Below are 15,928 nucleotides of genomic sequence, written 5' to 3'. Positions count from 1 at the left end.
AGGAACCTTGTTACTGTTCTACATTTCTCATGTTTTTGGATAAAATATATTGTCAACAATTACTATTAGAAGGTTTATCAAGAATTTCTTCACTTCATCTTTACATCAGTATGATACGGTATCATTAACTCTAACTTTTTCGGCATTGCGAGGGAGAAAAATGCAAAAGAATATATTAATTGTAGAAGATGAAGACATTTTACGGGAAATCGTGAAAGATTACTTGATGGATGAAGGATATAACATATTAGAAGCGGTAGATGGGCAAGAAGCTTTAGCGATATTTGAAGAACAGGAAATACATTTAATCATTCTCGATATTATGCTCCCAGAGTTGGATGGATGGTCTGTTTGCAAACGAGTTCGCAAAACATCTAATGTTCCTATTATTATGTTGACAGCTCGTTCGGATGAAGACGATACGCTACTTGGATTTGAATTGGGAGCAGATGATTATGTGACAAAACCCTACAGCCCACCCATTTTATTAGCAAGAGTAAAGCGGTTAATCAATAGTCGATATTCTCAGGATGGGCTACCTAATGATGAAAGCTTAAATATTAATGGTATCCATATTCTTTACCCTACACGAACCGTGAAAGTAGAAGGAGAACAGATAGATTTAACATACACAGAGTTTGAAATATTAACTTATTTAATGCAAAACCAGGGGAATATTATAACAAGAGAACAGCTAATTATGAAGATTTGGGGCTATGAATTTGCCGGGGATGATCGCACCATCAACAGTCATATCCGCAACCTACGTCATAAATTAAGTCATAAAGCAACTAGTATAGTAACGGTTATTCGGGCTGGTTACAAATTTGAGGCCAAAGCATGAGAATAGGAATTGTATTAAAACTATTTATGCTGACAACACTGTTATGTATGCTGGTTTTGGTCATTATTTACATTGGACAAACTATATTCTTTAAGGAATACTATGCTAATCAAAAGGTAAAGGAAATAAACACGAGTATTCAATCTTTTGAGAAAGAGTACTTAAAGGCTGAAGGAGACGTCCAAGCAATCAAAAAATTGGAACATGATTTTCAACAAGAGAATACGACATGGATTACCACATTAGATAGTGTAGGAAATATTAAATACGCCAATGACTTCTCTGTGGAAATAGATATAGAATCCTCCAAATATAAGAATTTCTCTAATCGTATCATCAACATTCCATTGTATAGCTTCATTGATTTAGAAGAGCTAGATAGGCTAAGGTTTAATTTGGAACAAGTAAATGATATTTTTATTGATGGAATCGTTAAAGGTAATACCGTTGTCCCTACTATTTTAACAGGAGAAAACAGTAATTTTTCATTGGAGAATAGGCTTTTATCCGAAGAGTTATATGGCAAAAGAACGGAAACAGAGCCTTCTCTATTAGAAAGCTCACAGATATTTTTAAAAGGACGGATTACGAATTTACAATTACCAGTTGGTTCAACTATTTATAACAATCGTCTTTTTATAGAAAAAATAAAACAATTTCAAGTAAAATTACTATTAGATAAAATCAACCATAGCCATGTCCAAACAATGGATGAAGAGGAAAATAATATTCAATACAAGCTCTTTATCAAACCTATCACCGATACGACTGGTGAAACCACTTATATTTTTGCGATGACGTCATTACAGCCAGTGGATGAAGCTGTTCAAATGTTGGAGGATTATTATCTATACCTTATTCTATTTGTACTACTTCTCATTGTCCTAGCATCCCTTTATTATTCCAAAAAAATAACCAAACCATTGTTACAAATAAATGATACGACAAATAACATGGCACATTTAGATTTTTCTGAGAACATCCCTATTAAATCAAAAGACGAAATTGGTGCATTATCACAAAATATTAACACGCTTTCTACTACCTTACATTCGTACATTAATCAGCTGAGACAAGATATAGAGAAAGAAAAGCAACTGGAAACTACACGTAAAGAATTTATTTCCGGAGTTTCTCATGAATTAAAGACTCCTTTAAGTATTATGAAGAGCTGTATCTCCATTATCGAAGATGGTGTCGCTGCGGATAAGAAAGATTACTATTTTAATGCATTAAGAAAAGAAGTAGATAAAATGAATTTGCTCATTGTGGATATGCTCGAATTAGCAAAATTCGAGTCTGGTACGTATAAAATGGAAATGGACGTATTCCCTATTGACGAGAGCATTGAATACATTTGTGAGCAATTGGCTTTAGATATAGCAGACAAACAATTACATATCCATCAACACCTTTCCAATAATAAGGTATTAGCAAATCAAAATCGAATAGAGCAAGTTTTAACGAACTTTATTACCAATGCAATTCGTTACACTCCAGAAAATCAACATATTTTTATTTCGACGATCGAAGACAATGGACGCGTAAAAGTATCTGTCGAAAATAACGGGGCTCCTATCGTACAGGAGCATTTAGATAAAATCTGGGATCGTTTTTATCGAGGAGATACGTCCCGCAATCGTTCGGAGGGTGGAACAGGATTAGGGCTTGCTATCTCAAAGAATATTTTAGAGCTGCATGGTGTGGAGTATGGTGTATTGAATACAGAAGATGGAGTGATGTTTTTCTTCTATTTAGATAGAAAAGAATGAAAAAAGCTTGTCCATTCATTTTTAAAAATGAACGGACAAGCTTTTTTGTTTTGTTAAGCCCATATAATCACGAGAATCCTGCATATTCCTAAATTTTTATTTGATATTGTTATGATCTGCACCTAATCTTTACCTCTCTCTATTAATTTGTAAATAGTTCAAAAAAGAGAGGAAAGATGAACGATGTTATTACAACGAAATCATAAAAGAAATCATTGGGCAAATAAGTTAAAGATTAAAGGAATCCATACGAAAACAAATAGATGGTTAATCCTATTACTCCTATTTCCACTGCTAATACTATCAGCCTGTACGAGTGGCCCTGAAAACAGTAATGAAGATGACGCTACTCCTGACAAGGGAAACGAGAAAAGCAGTGATACCGCTTTTAAGGTTGTCATTGATCCTGGGCATGGTGGTAAAGATAACGGGGCAACAGGTGCCAGTGGCCAGTATGAAAAGAATTTCACTTTAAGCTTGTCCAAAAAGGTCCAAAAGCTGTTGGAGGACGAGCCAGAAATAGAAGTTTTGATGACAAGAACAGATGATAGTTTTCTTTCCCAAGAAAGTCGATACAGACCAAAATATGCCAACAAGCAAAATGCGGATATATTTATATCTATTCATGGGAACACTTTTTCCGATCCCAATGTCTCGGGCACAGAAACGTTTTATTATCATAAACATTCCCGCCAATTGGCCCAGATCATACAGAAGCATGTGGTGGAAGCCACTGAATTTAGGGATAGAGGAATCAAGAAGGAAGAACTGTTTGTTGTAAAAGATACAGAAATGCCGGCTTCTTTAATAGAAGTAGGCTATATGACGAATCCTCAAGAAGAATCCAAAATGTGGACTGACGAATTTCAATCACGTGTTGCCACTTCCATAGTTGAAGGAATTAAGGAATATATAAAACAATCAGAGGGCCAAGGTATTTTGGAATGGATTTCTTAGCAATATCAAAATTTCTGATGGCCATCCCATTTAAAGGATGGCTTTTACTTTTTCGTTTTTAGCTTAATTCCATTTCATTTTTATCTCTGTCTTACTCCATTGTACTAATCTTTCAACAATATAGAATTAAGGTCTTTACATGAAAAAGCTTATAGGGGGATGTTATGCAAAAGAAAATTAGACGATGAATAAATTGCAAAAGCTCCATTTAGTGGAAAACTGAACAACCCCCACTGGATGGAGCTTTTGCATGTGTTAGGAAGTGTACGATTTTAGCGTAGAAGCAATCCGGGTTGTAGTACAAGTGGAACAACGGTTCTGCTCTCGCCGTATCTCCTAACTCTTTTCCACCCTACAATACAGGCAATAAAATCCGAATTGTCGTCCCTTCTCCTGGCTTATTTTTGGAGGAGTAGATGATATGAAAAGAAAGCGACTTTGGCTTAAGGGCTAAAGTCGCTTTCTTTTGCTGGCATTGCTGAATGGCTATGATAGAATAATGATCGCTTGCTCGATATCTACCAGGATCTCTTCACATCGCTGATAAGGCTGTTCAATTTGCAACAAACGTTTTAAAATATACGTCGTTTTCGTATGGAGGGTCAGCTCTTCGGTCCACGGCTTCTTACGCTTCGTATCCCCTTCATAGGAAGAATAAAGAAGAAACAGCAGGAAATCCCCAATATCAAAAAAGTCATCTTTTGCTAGCTGTTCTTGGTGTTCTTTTGCCTCCTTGTGTGCATGCAGGTTGTGCGCCAACCCAAAGTCAATCAAGTAAAGCTTATCCCCATGCATCAGCACATTCGGAATACGGATATCACCATGATACACACCTTTCTCATGAATATAGCAAATAATAGCGGTGAGCTTCTGAACAATCTCCAGACATTCCTTCTCACTATACTTCTGCTTTGTATCAAATAACGTATCTTCTACATTCTTCCCCTCGACAAACTCCATGGAAAAGAATGGATTGCCCTCATACACAAAGGTTTCCATCAGTTTGGGGACAGCGGTGTGGTCGAGCATTTGCAGGATTGTGGTCTCCTCCTGGTAATTCTCCGCGTTTTCTTTCTTTTTGCTGCGTCGCATTTGTTTGACCACACATCGTTGGCTTGTGTCCTCATCCCAGCATAAGTAAATGATGCCGTAACTCCCATTCTGTAACACTTTCTCTATTTTATATCGCTTAGCCAGCGTTTCGCCGACTGCATATTGGCGGTCCATTATTTTCTGCCGTACTCGTTTAATCATCCAATGCATAGCTGCCATGTGCACCTCTTCGTATTGCGTTTGGTTGTATTATAGCAAACTTAGCTGACTAAATTCAGAATTATGCCATTTTATATGGGAAAAACTTGGGAAGTGGTGTAGAATTGGGGTAGGACTATTTGCTTAAGGTTGAGAGTTTTGAATTAGATAGGAACATAGGACTTATGGCAGGAGTTAAATACTATTTAACGTTAGGAGCTATTGTGTGGATATTACTAAATTTAATGAAGCAAAACATGCAGAAGTAATAAAAGCTTATTTAATTGAAAAAAAGAGCCATAGGGTAATACAAGAGAAAATTCTTAAGTTAGATGCCCCTCCGCGTGGTGGGGGCTTTATAGCAATGGAAATTTTACATTACTATAATATTAATGGCAGTAAAAAAGGCTTCTTAGAAAGTAGAGATTTGGATAGCGAAATAGAATTTGCAACAGGTAACTTTAAAAGAGGGTTAGAGATCCTTAGAAAGTATTGCAGTTAACATTACATGCAGAATAACTATGATAAACTATAGGGGATAAAAGACGGCAAAGGATGTAACGACAATGAAAATAACCCTCGTATCAGTTGGAAAATTAAAAGAAAAATACCTCAAGCAAGGCATTCAGGAGTATATGAAACGGCTAAGTGCGTATGCCAAGGTAGACATAGCCGAAGTAGCAGATGAAAAGGCACCAGAAAATATGAGTGAAGCGGAAATGCTGGAAGTAAAACGAAAAGAAGGCGAGCGCATCCTCTCCCATATTAGCCAGGACACCTATGTCATAACTCTTGAGATTAATGGAAAGATGCTAAGTTCTGAGCAGCTTGCAGCAAAAATGGACGAGCTTGCGACATATGGAAAGAGTAAGATAGCTTTTGTGATTGGTGGGTCTTTGGGGATTAGTGATGAGGTTCAGAAGCGAAGTGATTTGGCTTTGTCTTTTTCTAAGATGACGTTTCCTCATCAGGTTATGAGGTTGGTATTGTTGGAGCAGGTTTATCGGGTTTTTCGGATAAATCGGGGGGAACCTTATCATAAATAGCGGTAAAACAAAATATTGAGATTGTAACTGGTAAAAAATATTTAGATAAGGTTAGTAAAAAGTAAAGCTTTCTAGATGCATTTACCGGTATTAGTAATAAATCCAAAAGATAAGGATACAAGATAAGTTTTGTTTAAAAAATTATTCTGGTAATTAAAATTTCGATCTTTTCAAAAGGGATGCTGATTCAACATGGTTATTTTAATTATGAAAAAATTGTAAAAGTCAGATAGTGTATCTGGTGTTTTGTTATATAATGGAATAAGTTATGTTGAAATCAAAAAAGGGAGGAAATATTATGAAGAAATTTGCCGAATTCTACAAATGTGCCTTGCAAGTCAATCCTTATAGTTATTTAGCATACCGAGGTAAAAACCATACAATAAGTGAAGATGAATATAACCAAAAGATTTTAAATAATGCTCTTTCAGAAGACATTAAAGTAATAGGTTTAGCAGACCATGGAAATGTTGAAAAGTCTGAGAAACTTAGAATTTTATTAAGTAACAATGATATTACGGTTTTTCCGGGGTTTGAAATTGCCACTGCAGAAAAAATCCATATAGTGTGCTTATTCTCTGAAAATACACCGCCTGAAGAACTAAATAGATATTTAGGTAGGTTAGGTTTAACTAATATGGATGATGGAGTTATGCCAAGTCAATTTTCTTGCTTGGAGATTGCCAAAATTGTAGAGGAAGAGTTAAAAGGGTTTTGGTATGTAGCCCATATTACAAGTGATAACGGTATTTTAAAAATGGGACAAATGAATCACATTTGGGTTAACCCAAGACTTAAAGCAGCACAGATTCCATATAGTTTAGCAGAAGTTGACCCAAAGTATAATAATATTATTAAGAATAAAGAGCCTATGTATAAAAAAAACACACCATTTGCATTCATTAACGCAAAAGATATTTGTAACCCTGAAGATTTATTTGAAAAGAATGCTTATTGTTTAGTTAAAATGTCAGATTTAAATTTTACATGTTTTAAAGAAGGGTTTCTAGACCCGAGTGCTAGAGTGAAACTTTCATACGACCAAAATGAACGCTTTCAGAGTAGTATTGATAAAATAGAGGTGTTTGGAGGATACCTTGATGGTTTGTCTATTGATTTGTCTAGAAATTTAAATACTACTATTGGAGGAAGAGGGACAGGTAAATCTACCTTACTAGAATTAATTAGGTATGCTCTTGATTGCGTTCCTAAGGGTCGCGACTCGAAAGAATACTTTAAGGAATTGATTAAATCGAATTTAGGTTTGGACAATGGGAGAATAGAATTATATATAACTTCCAACCAGCGGTATGGAAAAAAATATAAAATAATTAAAAGGTTTGAAGACCCTATTGTAATTGAAAATGATGATGGTTCTGTTTCAAGCTTGAATGTGAGAGATATCTTACCAAATGTTGAAATTTTCGGTCAAAATGAAATTATAGAGCTAGTATCTGACGAAGAGGCAAAGCTAAATATTTTAAGTAGATTTCTTCCTAATCAGGCAGACAATATCTCTGAAAGAGAAGAATTAATTAAAAGTCTGAAACAAAATGGTGACCTGCTATTAGATAGAATTCAGAAAAAGGATGAAATTTCAGAGAAGGTTTCAAATCTGCCAAAACTTGAAGAGAAAGTGAATTTCTTTAAAGAGAATGGGATAGCAGACAAACTTAGTACTATAGAACAACTATCAACTGAGGAAGAATACATAAGAAAATCATTAGAAGTAATTATACAGCATTCAGTACAATTTACTGAAGTTGATCCTCCATTTACGAAAGAATTCGTTAATAAAACAGCTAATGTAGACAAATTTGACAAATTATTAGAAATATTAAGAAATTTTAATTTAGAATTATTTAAATTAAAAGATATATATGAAAAACTTGTTAAAGACAGTGCTGGGAAAATAGAAGAAGTTAGGGCTGAATGGCAAGAAATTAAGAATGGCTCTGAAGGAGAAATTAAGAATTCAATCAAGACTTTAGAGGGATTGAATGGAAAAACTGGACCAGAAATTGCTTTAGAATATAGAGAGACAGTATCTGAGATTGCACGAATAAATCCAAGTAAAAATGAATCTAAAAGAATAGCAGAAGAGCTAGAAGAAATAAATAAAGAAAGAAGAACATTGTTAGAGAAGTTAAAGAAAAATCAAGATGAATCCTACGATTCCCTAAGAAAAGCAGTCAAAAAAATTAATAAAGGGAAATTAAAAGGAAAGGTACAAGTAGACGTCCATTCAGGATGGAACAGAGAGGAGTTAATTGAATTTTTGTCAGATATTGATGGATTAGGTCCTAAAAGTTTAGGATGGATTAGAGAGCAGGAAAATTTTTCACTAACAGCGTTTATTAACCATATTAGAGAAGGTAGCACAAGATTAATGGAGGAATATAGTTTAACTAAGTCAAAGGCTGATATATTGGCGCAGTTATCACTAAAAAAGAAACTTGAGCTGGAATTAATACCTTTACTAGATGTTATAGATGTAAAACTAAATACTATTAGTGAAGGAACTGAAGGGAAAAATTTTAAATCTCTTAATAAACTTTCCAAAGGTCAACAATGTACTGCAATACTTAATATATTAATGTTGGACAACAATGATCCTTTAATTATTGATCAACCAGAGGATAATTTAGATAACTCTTATATAGCAAATAATTTTGTAGACGGTTTAAGAGATTACAAATTAAACCGACAGTTTATATTTGCTACTCATAATGCAAACATCCCTGTTTTTGGTGATTCCGAACTTATTGTTGTAATGGAAGAAATTGATGGACAAGGAAGAATAGCAGAAAATTGTATGGGTTCAGTAGATAATCCAAATGTTAAGAATGCAGTAATTAATACTTTGGAAGGAGGAAATATCGCCTTTCAAATGAGGAAAGCAAAATATAACTTATAAATCAATCTTAAATATCAAGCCCTAAATATTAGATGTGGAGTATTAGATGTTAATGCTAGAAAATCACTCAAAAACAATAGGTAATATAATGTACCCGTGCATTGGATATTAAAAGCAAAAAGGTAGGGTAAAAAGAATACTATGATAAATATGGACAAACCGATTCATGTTAGTGGGGCAAGGCCCCACTAACAAATTCAAATAATCTGGTGCAATAATCAATAACAAACTTCCACTGTTGCTCTGACTTTAAAATTAGTGGCTCCTTTTCTTAAACGGTTGGCTATGAACTAAGCATAAGCGGCTGATTTCTTTTGCAATAATTATAAGCACATAATTTCAAACATTACGCCTTGGTTACAACGAATATTAATAGTTAAAAGGATATTCTTTATTCTGCGATTTATAACATCTCATTTTGCTTTTATGATAAAATAAGATGTTATAAACAGGAGGAAAAGATATGTTAAACGAATTATTAAATAAAGTCATCGAAGGTGATTGTCTAGAAGTTATGAAGGATATTCCAAATGGATCGGTTGACATGATTCTTTGTGATTTGCCTTATGGAACCACGCAAAACAAATGGGATTCTGTTATACCTCTAGACAAGTTGTGGAGTGAGTATAATAGAGTTTTAAAAGAAAACGGTGCTATAGTCCTTACATCACATGGATTATTTACTGCCAAACTTATTTTAAGTAATGAAAAATGGTTTAAATATAAAATTGTTTGGGAGAAATCTAAATCAACCAATTTTTTAAATGCTAAGAAGCAACCTTTAAGGAAACACGAAGATATTTGTGTGTTTTACAAAAAACAACCAGTGTATAACCCTCAAATGATTGAAGGGTTGCCATATGATAAAGGAGTCCGTAAAAATCAACTTACAGGCAGTTATGGCGACTTTAAACCTGTCCATGTAATAAGTGAAGGAAAACGTTATCCAACAGATGTAATTTATTTTAAAACTGCAGAATCAGAAGGTAAGGTTTATCATGCTACTCAAAAACCAGTAGAATTAGGTAGATATTTAATCCGTACTTATACAAATGAAGGTGACGTTGTATTAGACAATGCTTGTGGAAGTGGTAGCTTCTTAGTCTCCGCAATATTAGAGAATCGAAATTTTATTGGTATTGAAAAGAACGAAGAAGTTGAATTGTATAAAGATGAAAAGATTGATCTTATTGAGGTTTGTAATGAAAGAATAGAAAATGCTTATTCGAAATTTATGAGGAGCGTTTAAAATGACTATTGGACATACGCAAGAAAATGAGCGAAGTTGGGCAATAGATTTAATTTCGCAAATCAACAATCTAGTTTCAATGGTACGAGAGGAAAGTATTGTGCAACGTGCAGGAGGTGAGATGAGTCTTTCCACCGGAGGTGGATCCTTATTCCCGGATGTATTACTATTTGGCGATAGTTCTAAAACAAAAGTATTACAGGGTTGGGAATTAAAATATCCTGATACATCAATAGATGACAGGGATCTTTTCTCAAATGCCGTATTAAAGGCTGATTTATTAGGGGTCAATAGTTTTTTGCTTTGGAATGTAACGATAGCACGATTATACGTCAGAGATGAAGATACTAACAATTTCGTTATATTAAAAGAATGGGATGATCTTAAACATATAACTAAAAGAAACGAAGTTGCCTACTGTATGGCTGAAATAAATAAAGTTTTAAATAGAATTATTGATGACTTAAATTATTATTTTAGGAATAATAAACTTAGGGCTGAAAAGGTCTTTAATTCGATAGTCAGTGACAATATTTTGACATTCGCATTTAGAAATATAGAAATGTGCGCACAATCTTTTGAACAGGTAGCAATAAAAAATAGTGATTTTAATGATAACGTTCTTCTTTGGTGGGAGGCGGAATCTATTAGTTATGGGAACAGAGCGGAGAAATGGGTGGAACTTTCAAAGCTAGCAATAGTGTCATTTATGAATAAATTAATCTTTGCTAACATACTGAAAAAATTTAAATCCGAGGCTTTAATTGTAAATGAGGTGAGTCGGGCCGAAAGCGTTGCTGAGTGCTTGGATATATTCATTAGCATTTCTGAAAGTTGCGATTTTTATAATATTTTCGAGGAAAAACTAGGAGAGCGTTATATTGATAACAATACACTTGATGTTTTACTAAGTTTTAACAACTACTTAATGGAATTAGACTTCACTAATTACAGTAATGAATTGTTAGAAGAGTTGTTAACTCAAGTGGTTATTAGAAGTAAGAGAAAGGTCTCAGGGCAGTTTACTACTCCTAAGGAACTAGCAATGATATTAACTGCTTTAACAACCACGGATAAATCGTCAAGAATATTAGACCCTTGTTGCGGTACGGGTACTATAGTTAAAACTGCTTACGATTTTAAAACTCTCTCAGGGATAGAGAGCCCAAGTGCAATCGACCAAGTTTGGGCTGGAGATAAGTTTCGATATCCATTGCAATTTGCTATGTTAGCCCTATCATCACCTGAAAATATTGGTGAACAAATTAATATATTTAAGGAAGATGTTTTTAACCTTAACCCACAACAGATTGTTAAATTACATAGCCCAAATAAAAGTGAAACAATAGATATTGAGCTTGGAAAGTTTGATGTTGTGCTATCAAATCTCCCTTTTGTCCAACAGGAAACATTTGGAGAGTTAAATTCTGAAGCAATAAAATTTATTGGAAATATGGATGAAAAATTTAATGGTAGGAGTGACTTATACACGTACATTGCTTTGAAGTTAGATAGTTTATTAACTGATAATGGTGCAGTTGGATTAATTATATCGAACTCTTGGTTAGGAACAGAGTTTGGAGAAAAATTCTTTAATGAGCTTAGAAGAAAGTATAGTATCAAATATATTGTTACATCTGCAAACGGAAGATGGTTTAAAAATGCTGAAGTAGTAACTAATATGGTTGTTCTTCATAAAGGAAATGATTTACCCTCAGACAACAGTGTTAAATTTATATCGTTAAACGAAAAGGTTGAAGATATAGTCGGCAACAGTGGGAAAGCTGAACAGTTTGATAATGTATCTAGGCTGGTTGCTAAAGTACGAAGAGGCATTGATTCGGAATTATTTAATAGTCAGGAGTATAAATACTCTGAAATAGAACAGTTGAGTGATATGGGGGTAATAAAAAATGCACTATTTGCTGACTGTAAATGGCTATTTAAGTTTGAGAATAGGCTCGTACCTCTAACGGATTATTTTAAGGTCAAACGAGGGGAACGTCGTGGTTGGAACAGGCTATTCTATCCACGAAACCATAACATTGAATCAGACTATATAGTTCCTGTAATGAAAAGATTAGATACTTCCTCTTATTTAATGAACCTTGATTCCTCAATTGATGGCTTTTGCTGTAGTAAAACTATTGAAGAATTAGAGTGTTTAGAGCACGATGGTGCAATAGATTGGATTCACAGTTTCGAAACAGTTAAAAATGGTAAAGGTATCCTTTTAAAAGAAGGTTTAAAAAGTAAAAATCTTCATTGGTATGAAATGTCATTAAAAAGTAAGTTTGATTTGGGATTATTGATTAACCCAGATGAAAGGTTATTTTTCTCAAAGGCTCCAAAACCTGTTTTCTTTGATCAACGTTTAACAGGATTAGTAAGACATAATGACAATGATGATCTAACATTGCTTTCGGCATTATTAAATAGTATTGTAGGTGTTTTTTATATAGAAGCCATAGGCTTTGGTAGGGGCCTTGGTGCATTAGATTTAAATAAAAATAAAGTGGAAGCTCAGTTTAAAATACTCAACGCTAAACTTGTTTCTGAAGATAATAAGAAAGAGATCATACAATTGTATGCAAAATTAGAAGAGAGAGATGTAAAACCGTTATTAATGGAGTTACAGCAAATAGATCGGTATGAATTTGATATTGCTGTACTAAAAGCTTTCGGAGTGGAAGAATACTATGGAAAGATAAAAGAGTCTCTCTTACAATTATTTAATATACGTAAATCAGTAAGATGGTGAATCGAATCTTAAATCTTTTTTTAGGCTTTTTGAAGGTCAGGACATGCCAAATAAATGGCATGTCCATAGTCTTAAATGAATTGCATTGTATACTCTTCGAATTTCATCTAAGATACGTCTTCGGTGTCATTTATAGATTTAGTAGCTAAAATCATTAACTTCTACCATTCAATTAATTGATGTTTCGTATTTAATATTGGCCCAGATACTTTTTCTGATAATTGGTTCAATCTAAACTGTAAGTAATATACTCATAGTTTAGTATAGACTTCCTTGAAGGGATTAAAGAGCAGAGTGATATCTTTAGTTTTCAACTGCAATCCCATGGTCGGAATCACTATCTATTTGAAGCAAGAGTACGTCATGCTTTTCATATTGGTGTACCCTGGGATCTTCTTGTGTGAAAAAAGGGCAGCCACCTAACTTACATCTCCTAAGAAAGTATCTGAATAGACTTCCAAGAGTTCAGTCCCATCATCAGTCTCCGCAAATAAATCAACCGATTCTCCAAGAAGCTCCCCGTTTCGAAAATTATTGATCGATACAGGTTCAATTTCAGATTTGAAAGATAACGCTAGCTCCTCTACTTCGATCGGAAAATAAGTTGTATCTAAGCCTTTTAAAAACGAAAAGTCTTGTACTATTGCACTTGCATCTTTATTAAGCTGCTCGTGATAGATTACCTTGAAATTTTCTTGATTTGTCAGATTTTCAAAATCCATGCCTGCAATATCATCTTCTGCTGATGCAAAAAAATTGGAGAATCCCGCGTTCTGGCATGTTTTCAAGCTTTGTTATTTTTTCAAAATTTAACTGTGCCAGCAATATCATCGGTTTATCATTCTTATCTCTCGGATAAGACATTGTGTTTGGCCAATAGGGTTCACCTGCAAATTTGCTCTCATAAGGGTTTGTTTTTCTTTTTGAGGTTGATAGTTGGATAGATGGTGTCATTGTTTGTTCAATTTGATCGCAATAGATTTCTAATCCCGCCGGCAGTTTTAGTTGGTTATCCTCTTTCATATTTTAGTCACCTTAAATTTCTTCATGCACAGTTTTCGAGTCTTTATAGCTGCGTTTATAGCCGATGCTTAATAACATCGTTAAGATAAATTTTCTATTTCTCAGAAACACGGGGTGAAAAATCTGTAACATTATCAAGGCCGAAATCTTGCTTGCTAATAAAATATTTATCAAAGAAAGTTGATTCAATTCCTGTCATTCGGTAGAAAAAAGAAACTTCAACTTTCCAATCGGCTTCAATCATCCGGCGAATGTCCAGTAGGCCCTTTTTTGAAACCAAATCAATTATTGACTTTACCTTCATCGGTTTTTGGATAGGTGTTAAGTCATCTAGAGGTTCTTTTTTTAGATATCCCTTCCTATGAAGTGCAGCATAAAAATTCCGATGCGCCCTTGGTTCGATAATTCCTAGTTTGGCCGCCCGGTAACCTAGTACTTGTAGGGAGACACTCCATTTCTTTTTTAAATCGATGTAAGCATCTGGATTAGTAATATGAAGTATGTCTTTCATATCATTCCTAAACTCATCCTCTGGCAAAAGGAATGTACCTGCAAAAATGTTTGCCTCATTCTCTATGTTCTTATGCTCCTTGCGATCCAGGTTAGTGAATTCGATACGATAATGAAGTAGTATATGAGCTAGCTCATGGGCAATATCAAAGTTCCTTCGGAATGCGGAACGTTTCATATTTCCTAAAATGATGTACGGACGATCATTATTAGTCCATAAACTATATGCATCAATTTCTTCACCTAACGCCTTCTCGAAAATAAATACACCACTTTTCTCAACTAAAAACATCAAATCTTCATTAGTATCGTTCCTAAAACCAAGTTTTCTACGAGCTAATTCAGCTACTTTATTAATTTGAACCAACCTATCATCGTTTGAATTATTTAGATAATGAATAACGTCGTCTCTTAATTGAATAATCTGCATAGTGGGATATCTTACTTTTGCCGTTAAATAGTCAACAAACGTATCTAAATATTCTATATGTTTGGCTTCGGCCTGCGTCTTTGAGATCACATTCATGATCTTAGAACGGTAAGCTATGTTCATAACATTGACAGTTTCTGGTTTGTTTGTTTTCTTCAGTACATCATTCGTGTAAAAATACTTATTCTTAACATTAAAAACCTGTTTTAATTCGTTAATAACTTGCATTTTTGGAGATGTGTAATTATTTTCGTATTGCCAAACCGCTTGTTCTGTTACACCTAATATATCAGAGAGCTGTTTTCTCGAATACCCATGCATGATACGAAGATTGGTTAGATTTTCACCAACAAACATGCTGCTCCCTCCTTATCTAACTACTTTAACAAACTGCTATTTCAGTCATTCTCTTCTTCTTCCTCAAGAATACCAATGTCAAACGCTGCTGGATCCATTATTTCATCACCTGCATCTGGAGCAACTACTTCGCGCTCTTCTTCCGTTAAGTCTGCTCCAGAAATATAAGCTGATAGATTTTCTACTTCGTAAGCTACATTATCCCCTGGATTTGGTAGATAATGCATAATTTCAGATACTTGATATGCTTCATCCAGTGCGTAAGTAAGTATATGAAATTCATTATAAGAGGATTTAAAACTCTCTATTTCACTCTTTACCCGATTTTCTGGGACCAGGAACGATAGTTGTTCAGAGCGTTCCCCAGTAAATGCTGAAGCATCGTCCATTTTATTAGGGAATGCTAAGACTTTATTGATCTGTGATAGTTCGTGAAGATAAGTTCGTATACGCCCATTTCGCTTATTGGCTAGCTTTGCTTGGGAAAAACTTTCTTTATTAAAATAGGCAGCATTTTTAATTAAAAAAAGTATTTTAGAATCTCCATGCACAAATTGAAGATAGTCCCATGTTAACCCTGCCTTTGACTTCTTGTAAGTAAATCCATGATCACTACATTCCTCTGCAACTTTACTTTCTATAAAGTTTCCCTTAGTCCAAGCAAAGGCAGAGCTGATCTTCATATTTTTTCTCCTGTCTTTTCGATGTTCGATGTAATCCCGGTAACCTTCTACTATAGCCTCGACTATCATCTTACTTTGTTCTGAATCGAATTTGTATTGTTCCATGCCCCTATCACTCCAATTCATTA

The 15,928-nt window shown here is 34.3% G+C and carries 13 protein-coding genes and 1 pseudogene; 8 read left to right on the top strand and 6 right to left on the bottom strand.

What is annotated here, in order from left to right:
• Positions 1 to 160 precede the first annotated feature (160 nt).
• The 3 genes from LG273_RS18730 to LG273_RS18720 all read left to right on the top strand — a co-directional run bounded on the left by LG273_RS18730 (position 161) and on the right by LG273_RS18720 (position 3,573).
• Positions 161 to 844: a response regulator transcription factor gene (locus tag LG273_RS18730; RefSeq protein ID WP_404456682.1), complete on the top strand. Its 684-nt coding sequence runs from the start codon at positions 161 to 163 to the stop codon at positions 842 to 844.
• Positions 841 to 2,616 carry an ATP-binding protein gene (locus tag LG273_RS18725; RefSeq protein ID WP_404456679.1) on the top strand — a complete coding sequence of 592 codons (1,776 nt, stop codon included), beginning with the start codon at positions 841 to 843 and terminating at the stop codon, positions 2,614 to 2,616. The genes LG273_RS18730 and LG273_RS18725 overlap by 4 nt, the downstream gene beginning before the upstream one ends.
• Before the next feature lie 183 nt (positions 2,617 to 2,799).
• Positions 2,800 to 3,573 (top strand): N-acetylmuramoyl-L-alanine amidase, encoded by a 774-nt coding sequence (locus tag LG273_RS18720; RefSeq protein WP_404456676.1) that lies wholly within the window; start codon positions 2,800 to 2,802, stop codon positions 3,571 to 3,573.
• Positions 3,574 to 4,059: 486 nt separating this feature from the next.
• On the opposite strand, the gene LG273_RS18715 is transcribed toward LG273_RS18720, so the two are convergent.
• Positions 4,060 to 4,845 (bottom strand): serine/threonine protein kinase, encoded by a 786-nt coding sequence (locus LG273_RS18715; RefSeq protein ID WP_404456673.1) that lies wholly within the window; start codon positions 4,843 to 4,845, stop codon positions 4,060 to 4,062.
• Positions 4,846 to 5,050: 205 nt separating this feature from the next.
• Here LG273_RS18715 and LG273_RS18710 point away from each other — a divergent pair, with 205 nt between their 5' ends.
• From LG273_RS18710 to LG273_RS18690, 5 genes are all read left to right on the top strand, one after another.
• Positions 5,051 to 5,326 (top strand): hypothetical protein, encoded by a 276-nt coding sequence (locus LG273_RS18710; protein ID WP_404456670.1) that lies wholly within the window; start codon positions 5,051 to 5,053, stop codon positions 5,324 to 5,326.
• A 64-nt stretch (positions 5,327 to 5,390) separates the two neighbouring features.
• Positions 5,391 to 5,870, top strand: a complete 480-nt coding sequence (rlmH, locus tag LG273_RS18705; protein WP_404456667.1) for a 23S rRNA (pseudouridine(1915)-N(3))-methyltransferase RlmH — start codon at positions 5,391 to 5,393, stop codon at positions 5,868 to 5,870.
• A gap of 298 nt (positions 5,871 to 6,168) precedes the next feature.
• A complete protein-coding gene (locus LG273_RS18700; RefSeq protein ID WP_404456664.1) occupies positions 6,169 to 8,787 on the top strand; it encodes a TrlF family AAA-like ATPase in 2,619 nt (872 codons plus the stop codon).
• A gap of 463 nt (positions 8,788 to 9,250) precedes the next feature.
• Entirely contained in the window at positions 9,251 to 10,036 is a 786-nt protein-coding gene (locus LG273_RS18695; protein WP_404456661.1) for a DNA-methyltransferase, read from the top strand.
• Position 10,037: 1 nt separating this feature from the next.
• Positions 10,038 to 12,797: an N-6 DNA methylase gene (locus LG273_RS18690; protein WP_404456658.1), complete on the top strand. Its 2,760-nt coding sequence runs from the start codon at positions 10,038 to 10,040 to the stop codon at positions 12,795 to 12,797.
• 303 nt (positions 12,798 to 13,100) lie between these two features.
• On the opposite strand, the pseudogene LG273_RS18685 reads toward LG273_RS18690, so the two are convergent.
• The 5 genes and pseudogenes from LG273_RS18685 to LG273_RS18665 all read right to left on the bottom strand — a co-directional run.
• Positions 13,101 to 13,175 (bottom strand): annotated as a pseudogene (locus LG273_RS18685) (hypothetical protein); the annotation flags it as partial.
• Between the two features lie 41 nt (positions 13,176 to 13,216).
• Positions 13,217 to 13,519, bottom strand: a complete 303-nt coding sequence (locus tag LG273_RS18680; protein ID WP_404456655.1) for a DUF1963 domain-containing protein — start codon at positions 13,517 to 13,519, stop codon at positions 13,217 to 13,219.
• A 10-nt stretch (positions 13,520 to 13,529) separates the two neighbouring features.
• The gene (locus tag LG273_RS18675; protein ID WP_404456652.1) at positions 13,530 to 13,820 is read right to left on the bottom strand and encodes a DUF1963 domain-containing protein; all 291 of its coding nucleotides are present in this window, start codon (positions 13,818 to 13,820) and stop codon (positions 13,530 to 13,532) included.
• Between the two features lie 94 nt (positions 13,821 to 13,914).
• Positions 13,915 to 15,117, bottom strand: a complete 1,203-nt coding sequence (locus LG273_RS18670; RefSeq protein WP_404456649.1) for a helix-turn-helix domain-containing protein — start codon at positions 15,115 to 15,117, stop codon at positions 13,915 to 13,917.
• A 41-nt stretch (positions 15,118 to 15,158) separates the two neighbouring features.
• Positions 15,159 to 15,905, bottom strand: a complete 747-nt coding sequence (locus tag LG273_RS18665; RefSeq protein WP_404456647.1) for a hypothetical protein — start codon at positions 15,903 to 15,905, stop codon at positions 15,159 to 15,161.
• Between the last annotated feature and the right edge of the window lie 23 nt (positions 15,906 to 15,928).

This window comes from Oceanobacillus kapialis (genome assembly GCF_044790185.1).
GTDB lineage: Bacteria > Bacillota > Bacilli > Bacillales > Amphibacillaceae > Oceanobacillus_B > Oceanobacillus_B kapialis.
Note: the sequence above shows the minus strand (reverse complement) of the source record. Positions and strands in the feature narration are given on the sequence as shown.

What these genes read in the sequence shown, in the direction of transcription:
- LG273_RS18700 (WP_404456664.1), top strand. Translation starts at nt 6,169, where the DNA reads ATGAAGAAATTTGCCGAATTCTACAAATGTGCCTTGCAAGTCAATCCT.
- LG273_RS18680 (WP_404456655.1), bottom strand. Translation starts at nt 13,519, where the DNA reads ATGGATTTTGAAAATCTGACAAATCAAGAAAATTTCAAGGTAATCTAT.
- LG273_RS18730 (WP_404456682.1), top strand. Translation starts at nt 161, where the DNA reads ATGCAAAAGAATATATTAATTGTAGAAGATGAAGACATTTTACGGGAA.
- LG273_RS18665 (WP_404456647.1), bottom strand. Translation starts at nt 15,905, where the DNA reads ATGGAACAATACAAATTCGATTCAGAACAAAGTAAGATGATAGTCGAG.
- LG273_RS18715 (WP_404456673.1), bottom strand. Translation starts at nt 4,845, where the DNA reads ATGGCAGCTATGCATTGGATGATTAAACGAGTACGGCAGAAAATAATG.
- LG273_RS18720 (WP_404456676.1), top strand. Translation starts at nt 2,800, where the DNA reads ATGTTATTACAACGAAATCATAAAAGAAATCATTGGGCAAATAAGTTA.
- LG273_RS18670 (WP_404456649.1), bottom strand. Translation starts at nt 15,117, where the DNA reads ATGTTTGTTGGTGAAAATCTAACCAATCTTCGTATCATGCATGGGTAT.
- LG273_RS18690 (WP_404456658.1), top strand. Translation starts at nt 10,038, where the DNA reads ATGACTATTGGACATACGCAAGAAAATGAGCGAAGTTGGGCAATAGAT.
- LG273_RS18675 (WP_404456652.1), bottom strand. Translation starts at nt 13,820, where the DNA reads ATGAAAGAGGATAACCAACTAAAACTGCCGGCGGGATTAGAAATCTAT.
- rlmH (WP_404456667.1), top strand. Translation starts at nt 5,391, where the DNA reads ATGAAAATAACCCTCGTATCAGTTGGAAAATTAAAAGAAAAATACCTC.
- LG273_RS18725 (WP_404456679.1), top strand. Translation starts at nt 841, where the DNA reads ATGAGAATAGGAATTGTATTAAAACTATTTATGCTGACAACACTGTTA.
- LG273_RS18695 (WP_404456661.1), top strand. Translation starts at nt 9,251, where the DNA reads ATGTTAAACGAATTATTAAATAAAGTCATCGAAGGTGATTGTCTAGAA.